At 62.6% G+C, this 16,871-nt stretch carries 17 protein-coding genes; 11 read left to right on the forward strand and 6 right to left on the reverse strand.

The features are described 5' to 3' along the window. Positions 1-128: 128 nt before the first annotated feature. The gene (locus tag KUW18_RS01165) at positions 129-821 is read right to left on the reverse strand and encodes a phosphoglycolate phosphatase (RefSeq protein ID WP_224908189.1); all 693 of its coding nucleotides are present in this window, start codon (positions 819-821) and stop codon (positions 129-131) included. 171 nt (positions 822-992) lie between these two features. On the opposite strand from KUW18_RS01165, the gene KUW18_RS01170 reads away from it, so the two are divergent. Next, positions 993-2,294 carry an NAD(P)/FAD-dependent oxidoreductase gene (locus KUW18_RS01170; protein WP_222560611.1) on the forward strand — a complete coding sequence of 434 codons (1,302 nt, stop codon included), beginning with the start codon at positions 993-995 and terminating at the stop codon, positions 2,292-2,294. Between the two features lie 101 nt (positions 2,295-2,395). On the opposite strand, the gene KUW18_RS01175 is transcribed toward KUW18_RS01170, so the two are convergent. The 3 genes from KUW18_RS01175 to rpe all read right to left on the reverse strand — a co-directional run bounded on the left by KUW18_RS01175 (position 2,396) and on the right by rpe (position 4,418). Then, entirely contained in the window at positions 2,396-3,253 is an 858-nt protein-coding gene (locus tag KUW18_RS01175; protein WP_222560612.1) for a mechanosensitive ion channel family protein, read from the reverse strand. 29 nt (positions 3,254-3,282) lie between these two features. Beyond that, positions 3,283-3,597: a GIY-YIG nuclease family protein gene (locus KUW18_RS01180; protein ID WP_224851814.1), complete on the reverse strand. Its 315-nt coding sequence runs from the start codon at positions 3,595-3,597 to the stop codon at positions 3,283-3,285. A gap of 131 nt (positions 3,598-3,728) precedes the next feature. Beyond that, positions 3,729-4,418, reverse strand: a complete 690-nt coding sequence (rpe, locus tag KUW18_RS01185) for a ribulose-phosphate 3-epimerase (RefSeq protein WP_222161854.1) — start codon at positions 4,416-4,418, stop codon at positions 3,729-3,731. A gap of 385 nt (positions 4,419-4,803) precedes the next feature. On the opposite strand from rpe, the gene cysP reads away from it, so the two are divergent. From cysP to KUW18_RS01210, 5 genes are all read left to right on the forward strand, one after another. Then, positions 4,804-5,826: a thiosulfate ABC transporter substrate-binding protein CysP gene (gene cysP, locus KUW18_RS01190; protein WP_206943011.1), complete on the forward strand. Its 1,023-nt coding sequence runs from the start codon at positions 4,804-4,806 to the stop codon at positions 5,824-5,826. 24 nt (positions 5,827-5,850) lie between these two features. Further along, positions 5,851-6,714, forward strand: a complete 864-nt coding sequence (gene cysT / locus KUW18_RS01195; RefSeq protein ID WP_206943013.1) for a sulfate ABC transporter permease subunit CysT — start codon at positions 5,851-5,853, stop codon at positions 6,712-6,714. Continuing rightward, positions 6,714-7,541 (forward strand): sulfate ABC transporter permease subunit CysW, encoded by an 828-nt coding sequence (gene cysW / locus KUW18_RS01200; protein ID WP_206943014.1) that lies wholly within the window; start codon positions 6,714-6,716, stop codon positions 7,539-7,541. Before cysT ends, cysW begins: the two co-directional genes overlap by 1 nt. Beyond that, the gene (locus KUW18_RS01205; protein WP_222483663.1) at positions 7,538-8,641 is read left to right on the forward strand and encodes a sulfate/molybdate ABC transporter ATP-binding protein; all 1,104 of its coding nucleotides are present in this window, start codon (positions 7,538-7,540) and stop codon (positions 8,639-8,641) included. Before cysW ends, KUW18_RS01205 begins: the two co-directional genes overlap by 4 nt. Positions 8,642-8,793: 152 nt before the next feature. After that, positions 8,794-9,381, forward strand: coding sequence for a YajG family lipoprotein (locus KUW18_RS01210; protein ID WP_222560613.1), 588 nt, complete (start codon positions 8,794-8,796; stop codon positions 9,379-9,381). 84 nt (positions 9,382-9,465) lie between these two features. Here KUW18_RS01210 and KUW18_RS01215 read toward each other — a convergent pair whose 3' ends face one another. Both KUW18_RS01215 and KUW18_RS01220 read right to left on the reverse strand, forming a co-directional pair. Beyond that, on the reverse strand, positions 9,466-10,116 hold the full coding sequence (locus KUW18_RS01215) for a thiopurine S-methyltransferase (RefSeq protein WP_222560614.1): 651 nt from the start codon (positions 10,114-10,116) through the stop codon (positions 9,466-9,468). Positions 10,117-10,128: 12 nt separating this feature from the next. After that, the gene (locus KUW18_RS01220; RefSeq protein ID WP_222161852.1) at positions 10,129-10,755 is read right to left on the reverse strand and encodes a TIGR04211 family SH3 domain-containing protein; all 627 of its coding nucleotides are present in this window, start codon (positions 10,753-10,755) and stop codon (positions 10,129-10,131) included. Between the two features lie 549 nt (positions 10,756-11,304). Between KUW18_RS01220 and miaB the strand changes: the two genes are divergently transcribed. The 5 genes from miaB (at position 11,305) to lnt (ending at position 16,798) form a co-directional block, all read left to right on the forward strand. Then, positions 11,305-12,648 carry a tRNA (N6-isopentenyl adenosine(37)-C2)-methylthiotransferase MiaB gene (miaB, locus tag KUW18_RS01225; protein WP_222161851.1) on the forward strand — a complete coding sequence of 448 codons (1,344 nt, stop codon included), beginning with the start codon at positions 11,305-11,307 and terminating at the stop codon, positions 12,646-12,648. A gap of 133 nt (positions 12,649-12,781) precedes the next feature. Beyond that, positions 12,782-13,873: a PhoH family protein gene (locus KUW18_RS01230; RefSeq protein WP_206943022.1), complete on the forward strand. Its 1,092-nt coding sequence runs from the start codon at positions 12,782-12,784 to the stop codon at positions 13,871-13,873. Continuing rightward, on the forward strand, positions 13,873-14,379 hold the full coding sequence (gene ybeY / locus KUW18_RS01235) for an rRNA maturation RNase YbeY (protein ID WP_206943023.1): 507 nt from the start codon (positions 13,873-13,875) through the stop codon (positions 14,377-14,379). The genes KUW18_RS01230 and ybeY overlap by 1 nt, the downstream gene beginning before the upstream one ends. Beyond that, positions 14,376-15,239 (forward strand): HlyC/CorC family transporter, encoded by an 864-nt coding sequence (locus KUW18_RS01240; protein ID WP_206943026.1) that lies wholly within the window; start codon positions 14,376-14,378, stop codon positions 15,237-15,239. Before ybeY ends, KUW18_RS01240 begins: the two co-directional genes overlap by 4 nt. A 65-nt stretch (positions 15,240-15,304) precedes the next feature. Continuing rightward, entirely contained in the window at positions 15,305-16,798 is a 1,494-nt protein-coding gene (lnt, locus tag KUW18_RS01245) for an apolipoprotein N-acyltransferase (RefSeq protein ID WP_222161849.1), read from the forward strand. Positions 16,799-16,871: the final 73 nt, after the last annotated feature.

Raw genomic sequence — 16,871 nt, forward strand, 5'->3', positions numbered from 1 at the left:
CCATGGGCAATCCATCGCAGCAAGTCAGGGGGTGAAAAGGCAACACGACTCCGCCTCGGCGAGGTCGTCCTGGCTATAGCCAGAGCCTATCGGCATAACGCCATGACATAGCGTCATGCCGAAAAACCCTAAACGAGTTGGTCAAGCGATTCAACTATCAGATCGGGCTCGCTAAGGCTGACAGGTTCGCCGTGATTATAGCCATAGGGCACCGCAATGGTCCGATACCCAGCGGCCTTGCCGGCCTGAATGTCATGGCGTGAATCGCCCACCATCACACACTGCGAAGGACTGACGTCGAATTGCTGGCACAGGTGCCTGAGCGGCATGGGGTCCGGCTTCTTACGAGGGAGAGTGTCGCCTCCCAGGCACACCGTGAAGTAGCCGTCGATCGACAGGTGCTCGAGAATGGGACCAATGAACGCTTCGGGCTTGTTGGTGACGAGGCACAGGATCAAGCCTCGGCGAAACAGCTGAGACAAGGCGGTCTCGACCCCCGGATAGAGGCGGGTATGCACGCAGGGGTGCCGGTGATAGTGCTCGAGGAAGCGCTCGTGGGCGGTCTTGCACAGCACCTCACTGGGGGCCTCGCCCAAGGCATCTGTCAGCGCCCGCTCCAGCAGCGACCATGACCCATTGCCCACCCAGTCTCTCACGCGCGCCTCACCCGCCACGGGCAAGTCCACGTCGAGCAACGCGGCATCGACCGCCGCGGCCAGGTCAGGCACTGAGTCGATAAGGGTGCCATCCAGGTCAAAGGCCACCAACTGTGACCCATCCAGGGCCTCGCCCACAGGCATTTTCCAACCGTCGTTCACCATGTCCCTGCACTATCCCCTGCTCTATACCCTGCACCGTCCCCTGCACGATCCCCTTCACTATGCAGAAAACGGAATGTACATGCGAGGCGCACATTCTGGCGCAACCACCGTGGTCAGCCAAGCACTTATCTGCCTATGATGGCGCTCCCCTCCCCTTTATGGAGCTCTGCAATGAGCAAACCCACCATTGTTGTTGTCGGCGGTGGCGCCGGCGGCCTGGAACTCGTCACCCGCCTGGGCAGACGCCTGGGCAAGAAAGGCAAGGCGGACGTGGTGCTGGTGGACCGCAATTCCACGCACATCTGGAAGCCTCTGCTGCACGAGGTCGCCACCGGCGTGCTCGACTCCGGCCAGGACGAGATTTCCTACCAGGCCCATTCCGCCAGTAACGGCTACCGTTTCCAGCGCGGTACATTGTGCGATCTCGACCGAGACACTAGAACCCTGACCCTGGCAGCCATCATTGACGACGATGGACACGAAATCCTGCCTGCCAGGCGCCTGTCCTATGACTACATGGTCATGGCCGTTGGCAGCGTCAGCAATGACTTCGGCACCGAGGGCGTCGCCGACCACTGCCATTTTCTCGACAGTCCGGCCCAGGCAGAAGGCTTCCGTCAGGCGCTGCTCAATACCTTCATGCGTTACAGCACCCGGATGACAAACGATGAACCGCCCTGCATCACCGTCGGTATCATCGGTGCCGGGGCCACCGGGGTCGAGCTCGCCGCTGAGCTGCATGATGCATCACGCATGCTCAAGAGCTACGGATTCACCGAGCTCGGCCGTGAGCATCTGCGGGTGCATGTGATCGAGGCGGCACCCAAGATCCTGCCAGCCCTGCCGGACCGCATCAGTCAGGCCGTGCACAAGGAGCTGGAGAAACTGGGCGTCAAGGTCCATGTGGATACCCGCGTGACCAAGGTCGACGACCATGCGATCACCACCTCGGATGATGAGCGCATCGACATCGACCTCGGCGTATGGGCCGCCGGCATCAAGGCCCCCGCCTTTCTTTCGGAGCTGGGCCTGCAGACAGAGCGCAACCACCGCATCAAGGTGGCCGCGACCATGCAGAGCATTGATGATCCGCACATCTTCGCCTTCGGTGACTGTGCCAGCTGTCCCCAGCCAGACGGCAAGGTGGTACCGCCACGGGCTCAGGCCGCCCACCAGCAAGCCAGCGTCCTGTACAAGAACCTGTGCGCCGTGATCGACGACAAGCCACTGAAGGAGTTCGTGTTCCGTGACAGAGGGTCGCTGATCTCCCTGGCACACTTCGATGCCATCGGCAGCCTCATGCGGGCCGCTTCCGCTCGCAGCCTGTTTATCGAAGGCAACCTGGCACGTTTCTTCTATGCGTCGCTGTACCGGATGCACCAGCGCACCATTCATGGCTCCATCAAGACCGCCATGATGGTGGTGGTCGATGGCCTCAACCGGTTCTTGAAACCACGCCTCAAGCTGCACTGATCCTGGGCCTTGGTGTGCCAGGCGCCATGCCTGACGCACTCCAGAAAAAAGGCTGCCTGGGAAGGCAGCCTTTTTTGGCAACAGGTCAATAAACAGCGAATTTAGCCGTTGGCCTGGCTCTCGTCCTTGGCGTGATGATAGAGATGCACATCGCGCTGGGGGAACGGAATACTGATGCCCTCGCGATCAAAGCGGCGCTTGATCTCCTCGGTCATTTCCCAGTAGACGCTCCAGTAATCGGAAGCCTGGACCCAGGGACGCACAATCCAGGTAATGGAGGAATCCCCCATCGCATTCATGCGGATATTGGGCTTGGGCTCACTCAACACGCGAGGATCGTCGGCCACCACGCTTTCCAGCACACGGCGAACGGTATCGATATTGTCGTCGTAGCCGACACCCACCGCCAGGTCTACACGACGTGTGGCATGGGCCGAGTAGTTGACCACGGCACCACTCATCATCTGGCCATTGGGGACGATGATCTTGCGATTGTCAGGAGTGCTGAGCTCGGTGCTGATGATCTGCACATCTTCCACCGTGCCGCTGACGCCGCCTGCCTCCACATAGTCACCGATGCGGTAGGGACGGAAGATGATCACCATCACACCCGCGGCGAAGTTGGCCAATGATCCCTGCAATGCCAGGCCGACCGCCAGGCCTGCTGCACCGATCACCGCAATCAGTGACGCCGTCTGAATACCAATGCGGCTGATCGCTGCCAGCACCACAAAGATCAGCAGCAAAGCGTACAGGATGTTGCCAAGGAACTTGATCAGCAGCGGCTCGACGTTCGCCCGCTCCATGCCCTTGATAACAACGCGGTGTACCGCCTTGGCCACCCAACGGCCAATGATAAAGATCGCCGCAGCGGCGACCAGGTTGATCAGAAATTGCAGCCCTGTGGTGGAGGCAAATGCCACCAGAGCATCCACATTGAGCTTATCCAGAACGTCCATATCCCTCTCCTTGCTTGGCATTTTCTTCGTTATGGGGGTGGCTGCTGGGCCTGTTCCGCCGGCAGGACGGGCAAACCGCTGTCCCGCCGGGCCGTCAGCCACTGTCGTTTGCTGCGCACCGTCATGCGCTTTACGGCAGCTTCCAGGCGGCTCGCCTCACTGCGCGAACCCACCACCTCGTGATGGCGAAGGGTCAGGGGGCCCTTGCCTCGCAGCGCCTTGGCTCCCTTGCCGCTGCGATGTTGCTCCAGTCGCCTGGGGACATCCGTGGTGATACCGGTGTAAAGGGCACCAGCGGCCGTCTCCACCACGTACAGGTACCAGCGTGCGGACGTCTGCGGCACGCCGGCCTGGTTGCCTGCTTCGTCCCCGCTCGAGTCACGCTGCGTCGGGTCGAGCTGGGCAGGGTCAGTCCCGTCAGGGTCAGCCCCGTCAGAGCCAGCCCGCCCTGAGCCAGAATAGTCCGCTTCAGCGCTCAACGCGTACCGGCCAGCTGTGCCCGGAAATCGGCGAGGACACTGTCATAGCCGTGAGGGTCGTCGCTACGCTGGGCGCCAAAGATCGCCGAGCCAGCCACAAAGGTATCGGCACCGGCGCGGGCGATCTCGGCAATATTGTCGACCTTGACGCCGCCATCGACCTCCAGGCGAATGTTACGACCACTGGCATCAATCCGCTGACGCGCCTGGCGCAGCTTGTCGAGTGTCGCGGGAATGAAGGACTGACCGCCGAAGCCGGGGTTGACGCTCATCAACAGCACCATGTCGACCTTGTCCATCACATAATCAAGGTAGGACAACGGCGTCGCCGGGTTGAACACCAGGCCAGCCTTGCAACCACCGTCACGTATCAGCTGCAGCGACCGATCGATGTGCTCCGAGGCTTCCGGGTGGAAGGTGATGTAGGTGGCACCGGCGTCGATAAAGTCGCCAATCAGGCGATCCACCGGCTTGACCATCAGGTGTGCATCGATCGGGGCAGTGACGCCATGCTTGCGCAGGGCCTCACAGACCATGGGGCCAATGGTCAGATTGGGCACATAGTGATTGTCCATGACATCGAAATGGACAATATCGGCGCCGGAGGCAAGCACATTGTCCACCTCCTCCCCCAGCCGGGCGAAATCGGCGGACAGAATGGAAGGCGCAATCAGAAAATCGTTCATGACATCCCTGCTGGCAAGAGACAAAAAGCGAGCGGCGCCGCACAGCGGTCAAGGGTGCCGCCACCTGACGAAAATCGCATTCTAGCAGCTGGGCCGTGGCAGGGCAGCGTTAACCAATGACATCCTTCGCCGCAACAGCGCCGTCATGGCTTGCAACCTATTCACATCTTATCGCCTTATATAGCCAAACGTTTTAAGCAGAAGGATTGTCATTACCAAAATTTAGGTTTAGCCTGCGTATCGTTCCCGGAGTTCCTGCAACGTTCTTGCATCCCCGGGCACGGCACTGGCGCAACCCTCGCGCACCCTCTCGCAGTCCTCGCCAAGCATTATCGAACGGCTCTCGAAGGACTCGCGACATTCTCTGACGTCAAGGAAGCCTGACATGAAGCTGTCCCCGATCCTTCGCCGTACCGCCCTGTCCCTCGCCCTGGCTACAGGCCTTGGTGGCACCATGGCCTCGCCGGTAATGGCCGAGGACAAGGAGCTGCTCAACTCTTCCTATGACATCGCGCGCGAGCTGTTTGCCGCCATCAACCCAGCCTTCCAGGAACACTGGCAGGCCGAGCACGACGACACCCTGACGATCAAGCAGTCCCACGGCGGCTCATCCGCTCAGGCACGTGCCATCCTGCAGGGTCTCAAGGCCGATGTCGTGACCTACAACCAGGTCACCGACGTTCAGGTCCTGGCGGATGCAGGCCTGGTCGCGGAAGACTGGCAGAGCCAGCTGCCCAACAATGCATCCCCCTACTACTCGACCACCGCCTTCCTGGTCCGCAAGGGCAACCCCAAGGGCATCGAGACCTGGGAAGATCTGGCAGCCGAGGGCGTCGAGCTGGTGTTCCCCAACCCCAAGACCTCCGGCAACGGCCGCTACACCTATCTGGCTGCCTGGGGTTCGGCCGAACGTAACTTCGACGGTGACGAAGAGCAGGTTCGCCAGTTCATGAGCGACTTCCTCGGCAACGTCAAGGTGTTCGATACCGGCGGCCGCGGCGCGACCACCAGCTTTATCGAGCGCGGCATTGGTGACGTGCTGATCAGCTTCGAGTCTGAGGTCAACAACATCCGTGACGAATACGGCAGCGACGAATACGACGTGATCGTCCCGCCTGTCAGCATCCTGGCAGAATTCCCGGTGGCCGTGGTCGAGGAGAACGCCGAGCGCAACGGCAACCTGGACCTGGCCCGTGCCTACCTGGAATACCTCTACACCGAGGAGGCCCAGCGCCAGCTTGCTGGCTTCAACTACCGCGTGCATGACGAGGCGGTGAAGGAAGAGTTCGCAGACCGTTTCCCTGCCACCGAGCTGTTCGAGGTCAAGGACGTGTTTGGCGGCTGGGACAATGCCATGGACACCCACTTCAAGAGCGGCGGCGAGCTGGACCAGCTGCAGCGCCGTTAAACGTCAAGGTTAACCATTGCCCCCATGCTGAAGGCCATTTCCCTGCCCTTAGCCCGCAAAGCCCGGCGCCATGTGCTGCCGGGCTTCGGCCTGTCATTGGGCATCAGCCTGACCTTTGTCTCACTGGTGCTGCTGCTGCCGTTGACCGGCCTGGTGGGCCAGTTGAAGGGGCTGTCCCTTTCCGAATACTGGTTCATCATCACCGAACCACGGGTCGTGGCCAGCTACGTCACCACCATCGGCGGCGCCTTCGTCGCGGCACTGATCAATGCCGTCTTTGGCCTGCTCATGGCCTGGGTGCTGGTGCGCTATGACTTCCCCGGCAAGCGTCTGTTGGACGCGCTGATGGACCTGCCCTTTGCCCTGCCCACCGCAGTGGCCGGCATCACCCTGGCGACGCTCTACTCCTCCAAGGGCTGGATGGGCCAGCTGCTGGAGCCGCTGGGCTGGCAGGTGTCCTACACCTGGGTCGGCATCGCCCTGGCCATGGCGTTTACCAGTATTCCCTTCGTGGTGCGGACCGTGCAGCCAGTGCTCGAGGATCTGCCCAGCGAAATCGACGAGGCCGCCATGAGCCTGGGGGCAAGAGATGGCGTCGCCTTTCGTCGGGTGATCCTGCCGCACCTGTGGCCCGCCCTGGTGACCGGCACCGGCCTTGCCTTTGTGCGCTCGCTCGGCGAATTCGGCGCCGTCATCTTTATCGCCGGCAACATGCCTTACGAGACGGAAATCACCTCGCTGATGATCTTCGTCAAGCTGCAGGAATATGACTACGTCGGTGCCTCCGCGATTGCCTCCGTGGTGCTGCTGACCTCGCTGCTGCTGCTGCTGGCGATCAACCTGTGGCAAGGCCGCTTTATCCGCCGCCTGCATGGAGGACGTGGCTGATGCAACGTATCGGTGATGCACCATGGCTCAGACGCAGCCTCATCGCGGTGGCCGTGGGCCTGTCGGCACTGTTCCTGCTGCTGCCCCTGGTCGCCATCTTTGCCCAGGCACTGGCCGAAGGGGTCGGTCCCTTCATCGCCAACCTGACAGACCAGTACACCTTGGCCGCGATCGGCCTGACGCTGTTCGTCACCCTGCTGACGATTCCGATCAACCTCGTCTTCGGGGTGATGCTGGCCTGGCTGGTCACCCGGTTTGCCTTCCCTGGACGCCGCCTGCTGCAGACACTGATCGACATTCCCTTTGCCATCTCCCCCGTGGTGGCTGGCCTGGTCTACTTGCTGCTGTACGGTCGCAACGGCTGGATCGGCGGGTGGCTGGATGCCCACGACATTCAGCTGATGTTTGCCTGGCCTGGCATCCTGATGGTCACCATCTTTGTCACCTGCCCCTTCGTCGCGCGGGAGCTGATTCCGCTGATGCAGGCACAGGGGTCCCGTGAGGAGGAAGCCGCCGTCACACTGGGCGCCAGAGGCTTCACCCTGTTCCGCCGGGTGACCCTGCCCAACATTCGCTGGGCGTTGCTCTACGGCGTGATTCTGACCAATGCCAGGGCGGTCGGTGAATTCGGTGCGGTATCGGTGGTGTCTGGCGCCATCCGCGGTGAAACCAACACCCTGCCGCTTCACGTAGAGCTGTTGTACCAGGATTACAACACGGTAGGCGCCTTCGCCAGCGCCGCCCTGCTAGCCCTGATTGCCCTTCTCACCCTGGCCGCCAAGGCCATGCTTGAATGGCGCGCCACGCGCCGGGAGGCCCTGACATGAGCATTCATCTGCGCCACATCCAGAAGCACTTTGGACGCTCCCAGGCGCTGTCTCCTATCGACCTGGAGATCCGCAGCGGTGAGCTGATCGGCCTGCTCGGCCCGTCTGGCTCCGGCAAGACCACGTTGCTCCGGATCATTGCCGGCCTCGAGACCCCCGATGACCATCGAGACTGCCGCATCCTGTTCGGCGAGCGCGATGTCACCCAGGTCCACGTGCGCGATCGCCGCATCGGCTTCGTGTTCCAGCACTACGCGCTGTTCCGACACATGAGCGTTTTCGACAACGTCGCCTTCGGCCTGACCGTTCTGCCCCGCGCCGAGCGCCCCTCCAGTGCCGAGATTCGCTCCCGGGTGATGCAGCTGCTGGAGATGGTCCAGCTGTCGCACCTGGCAGAGCGGTTTCCCGCGCAGCTGTCCGGTGGCCAGCAGCAACGCGTCTCACTGGCTCGCGCCCTGGCGCTCAAGCCGGAAGTCCTGCTGCTGGACGAACCCTTCGGTGCGCTGGATGCCAAAGTTCGTCAGGAGCTGCGCCGCTGGCTGAGGCACCTGCACGATGAGCTCGGCTTTACCAGCGTCTTCGTGACCCATGACCAGGAAGAAGCGCTGGAGTTGTCCGACCGCGTGGTGGTGATGAGCAATGGGCGTATCGAGCAGGTCGACACGCCGGATACGCTCTATCGGGCGCCCCGCAATCGTTTCGTGTTCGAATTCCTCGGCGACGTCAATCATCTGGAGGGAGTCGTCCAGGACGGCGTGCTGACCTGCGGTGATGCCCGCCTGGCGGTCGACCTCGAGGACGGACGCCAGGAATTGCTGCTGCGCCCCCACGAGGTTCAGGTGGCCCTGCAGGCACAGGCGGATGCCCACCTGCCTGCCAGCGTGATGTCGATAGTGCCGGTGGGTGCAGAAGTCCGTGTAGAGCTCAGTGCCGATTGGATGAGCGAGCCATGGATGGCCACACTAAGCCACCAGGACGCCGAGCGCCTGTCCCTCAAGCGCGGCATGCGCGTGCATGCCCTGCCCAGACGCTGGCATCACTATCCCGACGCCCAGGAGGCCCCTGGCCCCCAGGTGCGCCCGCAGCAGGTTAGCGCCTGACGCCATCAGGCGCCTTAGAGGAACTTTTCCCTGCGCTTGCCCTTCTGATAGGCGTATCATCGCGCAGCCCGGACACACGCTGCTGCTGCAGCGGCGTGACCGGCCGACGCGTTTTTGCGACTTTCAGATACCATGACAAGGAGTTCACCCCTATGCTTCGTCGCCTGTTGAAGGGCGCAGCTGGCATGGCCATGCTGCTTGCCCTTGCCGCCTGCTCCAGCCCCCACCAGCTTCAGCCTGATCCCCAGCGCAGCGTGGCCGTGCCCGCGTCCGGCTCTGGCCAGGCAGTCACCGTGATTGCCGCCGATGACCGTCCTTCCGACGTGCTCGGCACGCGAACCGGCAGCGCCAGCTCGACGGCGACCATCACCGTCAGCCCCCATGAGATCGTGCCACGGCTGCAAGCCGAGGCGGAACGCGCCGTGCGCGACATGGGCTTCGCCCCTACCGCTGAACCGGCCCCGGGACGTCCCACCCTGACCCTGACGCTGAAGCAGCTCAGCTACCAGCGCGGCCAGAGCCAGCCACTGGTAGACGAAGCTCGCCTGGAGAGCGTGATCGAAGCGGTGGCCACCAACGATGGTCAAACCTACACCGGCACCTACACCTCACGACGCGTGCAGAGCTACGCGATAAAACCTGACAAGGCGACTAACCAGCGCATGGTCACGGACCTGCTGTCCGACGGACTCAATCGCGCCTTCGCCGACCCCCAACTGGGCCAGCTGCTGGCTCGCTAAGCCCTCCTGTCATTGCCGGTTACCGGTCCAGGCTTGCCGGTCCAGTGGCCGGCAAGCGCCTTCGTTGTGCGCTAGCGTAACGACCTACCGATGCTGCGCTGGCTCGTCGGTGACAGGCCCCCGCCGCACCAGCGCCCACACCGACTCCTGAAACCCGTTATCCTCACGCTCACCATCTTCCAGGTGGGTGACGATGAAATTCGGGTCGAACAGGCGACGAATCTCCTCATCGCTGACGTTGTAGGGCGGCCCGTCCTCGCCATCTCGTCGCAGGCTGACCAGCAACCCTCGTGCTCCAGGCGGAATCAACTGTGCCAGGTGGAAGGCGTAGCGCTGACGCGTCGCCTCGGGTAAGGCGATCAGGGCGGCCCGGTCGTAGAAGGCACCAATCTCCGCCGCCTGGGCGATGTGAAAGTGGAAGAAATCGCCGCACCAGAGCTCGATGCTGCCCTGGCGCTGGATGGAAAATCCGTCCTGCTGATAGCGCGACACCTCACCCGGTCCTTCTTCCACAAACTGGGCCAGGGCGGCTTCGGCCAGCTCGATGCCCAGCACCGGGTGCTGATGCTCGGCTAGCCAGCGCATGTCGAGGCTCTTTCCGCACAACGGCACCAGTACCTTGGTACCCGGTGTCGCGCCGAGAAGCGGCCAGTGCCGTACCAGCGCCGGGTGCACGCTATCGCGATGAAAGCCGATCCGGCCTTGCTCCCAGCGCTTCAGCCAGTGTTGTTGCATGGGCGGTCTCGCTTAGAACCATCGATCGCGCTTGCGGCGACGACGGGGCAGGTGCGGAACGATCAAACCGACGATCAGGCCAGCACCGGCGACACCGCCACCGTACATGAAGTAGCGCATCAGCAGGTCTTCCTTGCGGGTCTCCAGACGCGCTTCCAGATCCCGATTGACCTCGCTGATCTCGTCAAAGGAGCTCTCCAGCTCGTGATTGCGCGTCTCAAGCTCGGTTATGCGCTGCTCACGCACCTTAAGCGTCTCTGTCATGGTACTGGTGCGTTCTTCCCAGCTTTCATTGATGCCGTCGAGCTCTGCCGTCAGCTCTTCCACTCGCGATTCGAGTTGAGGCAGCTGGTCGCTGGCACTGGGCGTTTCCTGCAGCTCGCTGCTGGGCACCCACACCACATCGCCACTGGAGCTGCGCACCTGTGAATAGTCACCGGAGGTGTCGAGCAGACTGACTGGTTGGCCCGCCGTCAGCGTGCCAACGATGCGGTAGCCATCGGTGGGGCCGCTGCGCACATAGGTGGTCAGTTCATCCGTGACCCACCTGGCGTTGCCATCGTCCTGGGCCATCACCGGCAAGGCACTGCTGGCGAGCGCAAGGCCAAGGGTCACTGTCTTGAGAAATTGCGTTTTCATGCCGTCTTTCCTGACTAATCTGGGCTCGGTTACGACGCTTGTGACGCTGCACTGGCATCCTGCCAGCTCAACAGCGCGCAATGAGAATAGGGTCGCTCGCTGTGCGGCGCGGCCGGCGTGCCGGCGCGTGCCATGCTTGCCAAGGAGGCTCTCAAGGGCTTTCTTGGCAACTCGACACAGGACAGCGACGAGGTGAAAAACGTTCCACAACAGCTGTGGACAACTGTCGGGAAAACCGCTGGACATCGCCGCGCCCGGGGCGCGTCGCCTGGGTTTGACTCAAAACGGTCACAAAATAATCACCCGCCTGTCTGGCTCGCAGGCAAGACTACCACATCGCAGGGCTCTCGCCTCCCGTGAGCAGCCCCTGCCACAGCGCGGCCCAAGCCGTGCCGGCAGACAGGGGCCCACTGGCCCCATCCCCGGTCGGTGCGTATAATATGCCCCCATGCGCCACGGCCGTTCGGCCGCCAGTCTCGCGCCCGATTACCCACATTCACGTAACCAGGCCTGCCTGATGCACTTCGGGCCGGGAGCCCGACCACCGTTATGACGAAGAAGCTCTTCATCAAGACCCACGGCTGCCAGATGAACGAGTATGACTCCGCCCGCATGGCGGACCTGCTCGGCGAATCTCATCAGATGGAGCTGACCGACAACGAGCAAGACGCAGACGTGATCCTGCTCAACACCTGCTCGATTCGCGAGAAGGCCCAGGAAAAGGTCTTCCACCAGCTCGGCCGCTGGAAAAAGCTCAAGCAGTCGAACCCCGACCTGGTCATCGGCGTCGGCGGCTGTGTGGCGAGCCAGGAAGGCGATGCCATCCGCAAGCGTGCTCCCCACGTGGATATGGTGTTTGGTCCACAGACCCTGCACCGCGTGCCGGGCATGCTGGATGCCAGCCGCTCCAACCAGATCTCGGTGGTGGACGTCACCTTCCCCGAGATCGAGAAGTTCGATCACCTGCCCAAGCCAAGCTCCGATGGTGCCAGTGCCTTCGTCTCGGTGATGGAGGGATGCTCCAAGTACTGCACCTTCTGCGTGGTGCCCTACACCCGCGGCGAAGAGGTCTCGCGGCCCTTCGAGGCCGTCATGGATGAGGTCTTCCACCTGGCCGACCAGGGCGTTCGCGAAATCAACCTGCTGGGGCAGAACGTCAATGCCTACCGTGGCATCAACGACGATGGCGACGAGATTGACCTGGCCGAGCTGATTGCCTGCGTGGCGGCAGTTGATGGCATCGACCGCATCCGCTTCACCACCTCCCACCCGGTGGAGTTCAGCGACAGCCTGATCGAGGCATACGCCGACATCCCGGAACTGGTCAGCCATCTGCACCTGCCGGTGCAAGCAGGCTCCGACCGGGTGTTGGCGGCCATGAAGCGCGGTCACACGGTCGAGGAGTACGTCGACAAGATGGAGCGCATTCGCGCGCTGCGTCCCGACATCAGCTTCTCCTCCGACTTCATCATCGGCTTCCCTGGCGAGACCGAAGAAGACTTCGAAGCGACCATGGACCTGATTCACCGGATCGGCTTCGACGTCTCATTCAGCTTCGTCTATTCCGCGCGACCGGGCACTCCGGCAGCGGCGCTGGAGGACGACACGCCAGAAGAGGTCAAGAAGCAGCGCCTGGCCATCCTGCAGGAGCGTATCAACCAGCAGGCCATGCAGATCAGTCGTCGCATGGTAGGCACTACCCAGCGCGTGCTGGTATCCGGTTTCTCGCCGCGTGACCCGGGACAGCTGTCCGGCCGCACCGAGAACAACCGTGTCGTCAACTTCCGCGCGGCCAATCCGACCGAGTTGATTGGCTACTTTGTCGACGTGGAAATCACCGAAGCGCTGCCCAATTCACTGCGCGGCGAACTCGCCTCTGGCGAGCGCTACTGATACGCAGCCGACCCGAGGTGGCTGTCCAACACGCATCGACACCGCCTCGGATCATTGCCCTGGCCTACGCCGGGGCAGTAAGCTGACGGAACTGTTAACACCCTCTAGTCATCAACCACGGATTTTTCTCGCCTTGAGCCAGCCATCGACCCAGGCCAATCGCATCATCACGCTCAACCTTGAACCCAACGAGCCGCGCCGTCTCGCCAATCTGTGCGGCCAGCGCGACGAGCACCTGAAGCTGATCGAAAGCCGGCTCGGCGTCACCCTGCGCAATCGCGGCAACATGTTCCAGCTGGCGGGTCCCGGCCCCCGGGTCAAGGCAGCCTCCAACCTGGTGGAGCATCTCTACCGCGAGACCGCGTCTACCGAACTAACCCCTGACAGCGTTCACCTGTTCCTGCAGGAATCCGGTATCGAAGCCCTTGAGGAAGAGACCGAAGAAGAGATCGGCGACGGCGAAGTGCTGATCCGTACGCCGCGTACGCTGATCAAGCCTCGCGGTTTGAACCAGCAGGGCTACGTCACCAGCATCCGCCAGCACGATATCAACTTCGGCATCGGCCCGGCGGGCACCGGCAAGACGTATCTTGCCGTGGCGGCCGCGGTAGAGGCCCTCAATCAGCAGCAGGTGCGCCGCATCCTGCTGGTACGCCCAGCCGTGGAAGCCGGCGAGAAACTCGGCTTCCTGCCTGGCGACCTGGCCCAGAAGATCGATCCTTACCTGCGTCCGCTGTACGACGCCCTGTATGAAATGATCGGCTTTGAGCAGGTTGCCAAGCTGATCGAGCGCCAGGTGATCGAGATCGCCCCGCTGGCCTACATGCGTGGACGAACCCTCAACAACGCCTTCATCATCCTCGACGAGAGCCAGAACACCACTCGCGAACAGATGAAGATGTTCCTCACCCGTATCGGCTTTGGCTCGACCGCGGTGATCACCGGTGACGTGACCCAGGTCGACCTGCCGCGCGGGCAGAGCTCAGGCCTGATTCAGGTGCTCGACGTGCTGAAGGACACCGCCGGCATTGGCGTGACACACTTCGCCGCCAAGGATGTGGTCCGCCACCCGATGGTCCAGCGCATCATCGAGGCCTATGACCTGTTCGAGGCCAACCAGGAAGCCGAGGAACGCGCGCGCCGCGAGGCCCGCGCCGAAGAACGCCGCCAGGAACGTGCCGATCGCCTCCAGTTCAGCAATGGCAGCAACGGAGACGCCAACTGATGAGCGCCTGCGTCGATCGTCAGATCGCCAGCCACGCCGAAGCGCTGCCCGACTCGGCCCAGCTTCAACGCTGGGTCGATGCCGTGCTGGAACACTTTCCCGGCCGTGAAGATGCCGAACTGACGATACGCCTGGTCGATAGCGACGAAAGCCAGGCCCTCAATCGTGACTATCGTGGCAAGGATGCCCCGACCAACGTTCTGTCCTTTCCTTTCGAGGCCCCACCCGGCCTCGACCTGCCGCTACTGGGAGACCTGGTGGTCTGTCACCCGGTGGTCGAGCGCGAAGCGATGGAGCAGGACAAGCGGCTGATCGATCACTACGCTCATATGGTCGTCCATGGCACCTTGCATTTGCTCGGCCACGACCATATCGAGGACGATGAAGCCGAGGTCATGGAAAACCTCGAGCGCAGTATCCTTGCCGGCCTGGGTATTTCTGATCCCTACGCCCCGCCGGCCCCATCTCCAGATCCCGATAGCGAGGACGAGAGAGCCGACGCATGAGCGAAGACCGATCGAGTAGCCAGGCCAACAAGTCCTGGTTCGACAAACTCTTCAGCGCGCTGTCCAACGACAGCGACGAGCCCAGTTCGCGGGAAGAACTCCGTGAATTCCTGCGCCAGGCAGGCAGCCGTCTACGGCTGGAACAGGACGCCATGACCATCATCGAGGGCGCCCTGAACATCAGCGATCAGCAGGTCAGGGAGGTGCTGATTCCGCGCTCTCAGGTCACTGCGCTTGAGCTCGAACAACCGCTGGAAGACTACCTGCCCATCATTCTGGAAACCGGCCACTCGCGCTATCCGGTCATCGGCGAGAACCTCGATGAGGTCAAGGGCATCCTGCTGGTCAAGGATCTGCTGCCCCTGCTGCAGAACAACAGCGAGGAACGCCCCTTTCAGCTTGAGGAAGTGCTGCGTCCGGCCATGTTCGTCCCGGAGTCGAAGCGCCTCAACAGCCTGCTCAAGGAATTCCGCGATACCCACAATCACATGGCGATCGTGGTGGATGAATACGGCGGCACCGCGGGTATCGTCACCATCGAGGACATCCTCGAGGAAATCGTCGGCGACATCGAAGACGAACACGATACCGACGAGGAAGAAGACATTCGTCAGCTGGGTGAGGATCGCTACGCCGTCAGAGCCCTGACCCCCATCGAAGACTTCAACGAGCGCTTCGATACCCGCTTTTCCGATGACGAATTCGACACCCTTGGCGGCCTGGTCATGCAACGCTTCGGCCACCTTCCGGCTCGCGGTGAACATACTCAGATCGGCGGTTGGCGCTTCACCGTGCTCAACGCCGATAACCGACGCATTCGCTTGCTGGAAGTCGAGCCCGCCAACGCCGAAAGCGAATGATCCCCGATGCCCCGCAAGGGGCATCGCCCCTCTCCTATCTCTCGTGACCCAAGGATGGACGTTCCATGCTCGAGCGACTGTTCGGTGGCCGACTCGGTTACCTTGCTGCCCTGCTTGCCGGTGGCCTGACCACCCTGGCGGCTGCCCCCTTTGGTTGGTGGTGGCTGGCTCTCCTTTCCCCCGCGCTGGTCTACGCCGGCCTTTACCTCATGTCGCCACGTCAGGCGCTGCTGCGCGGCTGGAGCTATGGCCTGGGGCTATTTGGCAGCGGCGCCTCCTGGGTCTATGTGTCCATCCACGACTATGGCTACACCAGCGCTCCACTGGCCTTCTTTCTGACCGCGCTGTTCGTTGCCAGCATGGCCCTGTTCGTCGCCATTCCTCTGGGCCTGTTCCGGCGCCTGATGCCAGCACGCCCTACCGTCGTCGCGGGGCTTGCGGGCTTTGTCGGCTTCTGGGTGCTGATGGAGTGGATTCGCACCTGGCTATTCACCGGCTTTCCCTGGCTGCTGCTGGGCAGCACCCAGGTCGACTCGCCGCTGTCGACGCTGGCTCCCCTGGGCGGCGTCTATCTGCTGTCGTTAGCCGTTGCCGCCAGTGGTGCCCTGTTGGTAGAGCTGCTGCAAAGGCGTTATCTGGCAGCACTGCCACTGGTCCTGATCTGGGCCGTGGCCGTCGTCCTGCCAAGCCACTGGACGACACCTGCTGGCGAGCCGCTCAAGGTCAGCCTGTTGCAGGGTAACCTGCCCCAGGAGATCAAGTGGCTGCCTGAAGGTCAGCGTCAAGCCGTAAACACCTATCTCGGCATGACGGGAGAACTGGAGGCCAGCCGTCCCGCCGAGCCGGATATCGTCATCTGGCCGGAGGCTGCCCTGCCGATGTTCGAAGACCAGGCAGAACCCATCATGGCCCGCGCACAGGCTGCCCTGGCACCCGAAACGGCACTGCTGACGGGCATCCTGCAGCGGGATGAAGACGGCCGCTTCTACAACGCCGTATCCGCCTACGGCAACGCCAGCGGCGGCTATCGCAAGGCGCATCTTGTGCCCTTCGGTGAATATCTGCCGTTGGAAAGCGTGCTGCGCGGCGCCATCGCCTTCTTCGACCTGCCGATGCCGGCCATGACACCGGGTCCCGATCGGCAGGACCCGATGGTCGCCGCGGGGCATACCATCGGCAACGCGATCTGCTACGAAATCATCTATGCCGACCTGGTAGCACAGCGAGCTCGCCACGCCGAACTGCTGCTGACCGTGTCCAACGATAGCTGGTTTGGCAACTCCATCGGCCCGCACCAGCATCTGGAGATGGCCCGCCTGCGAGCCCTGGAGAACGGCCGCTACGTGATCCGCGCCACCAGCAACGGGATTACGGCGATCATCGACGACCAGGGCGAGATCCTCGACCAGCTGCCCCAATTCACCACCGCCAGGCTGGATGGCGAGGTGCAACCGATGCAAGGCCTGACGCCTTTCACGCGCACCGGCAGCTGGCCCACCTGGGCCCTGGCCGCCCTGCTGCTGCTGATCGGGTTCGGCTGGCGCCGCCGCACCGCCTGACGAAAGGGTGATGCGCAGCTGACCTGGCGTCAGCCGCTAAAGGCCTATCGCCCCAGCAAGCGCCAATCGCTAC

Source organism: Halomonas sp. DP5Y7-2 (genome assembly GCF_019802025.1).
GTDB classification, from domain to species: Bacteria; Pseudomonadota; Gammaproteobacteria; order Pseudomonadales; family Halomonadaceae; genus Halomonas; species Halomonas litopenaei_A.

Excerpts from the sequence above, each read along its gene's own strand:
- rpe (WP_222161854.1), bottom strand. The coding sequence starts at position 4,418 with ATGAACGATTTTCTGATTGCGCCTTCCATTCTGTCCGCCGATTTCGCC.
- ybeY (WP_206943023.1), top strand. The coding sequence starts at position 13,873 with ATGAGCGCCTGCGTCGATCGTCAGATCGCCAGCCACGCCGAAGCGCTG.
- cysT (WP_206943013.1), top strand. The coding sequence starts at position 5,851 with ATGCTGAAGGCCATTTCCCTGCCCTTAGCCCGCAAAGCCCGGCGCCAT.
- KUW18_RS01220 (WP_222161852.1), bottom strand. The coding sequence starts at position 10,755 with ATGAAAACGCAATTTCTCAAGACAGTGACCCTTGGCCTTGCGCTCGCC.
- KUW18_RS01170 (WP_222560611.1), top strand. The coding sequence starts at position 993 with ATGAGCAAACCCACCATTGTTGTTGTCGGCGGTGGCGCCGGCGGCCTG.
- KUW18_RS01215 (WP_222560614.1), bottom strand. The coding sequence starts at position 10,116 with ATGCAACAACACTGGCTGAAGCGCTGGGAGCAAGGCCGGATCGGCTTT.
- miaB (WP_222161851.1), top strand. The coding sequence starts at position 11,305 with ATGACGAAGAAGCTCTTCATCAAGACCCACGGCTGCCAGATGAACGAG.
- lnt (WP_222161849.1), top strand. The coding sequence starts at position 15,305 with ATGCTCGAGCGACTGTTCGGTGGCCGACTCGGTTACCTTGCTGCCCTG.
- KUW18_RS01165 (WP_224908189.1), bottom strand. The coding sequence starts at position 821 with ATGGTGAACGACGGTTGGAAAATGCCTGTGGGCGAGGCCCTGGATGGG.
- KUW18_RS01175 (WP_222560612.1), bottom strand. The coding sequence starts at position 3,253 with ATGGACGTTCTGGATAAGCTCAATGTGGATGCTCTGGTGGCATTTGCC.
- KUW18_RS01240 (WP_206943026.1), top strand. The coding sequence starts at position 14,376 with ATGAGCGAAGACCGATCGAGTAGCCAGGCCAACAAGTCCTGGTTCGAC.
- cysW (WP_206943014.1), top strand. The coding sequence starts at position 6,714 with ATGCAACGTATCGGTGATGCACCATGGCTCAGACGCAGCCTCATCGCG.
- KUW18_RS01210 (WP_222560613.1), top strand. The coding sequence starts at position 8,794 with ATGCTTCGTCGCCTGTTGAAGGGCGCAGCTGGCATGGCCATGCTGCTT.
- cysP (WP_206943011.1), top strand. The coding sequence starts at position 4,804 with ATGAAGCTGTCCCCGATCCTTCGCCGTACCGCCCTGTCCCTCGCCCTG.
- KUW18_RS01205 (WP_222483663.1), top strand. The coding sequence starts at position 7,538 with ATGAGCATTCATCTGCGCCACATCCAGAAGCACTTTGGACGCTCCCAG.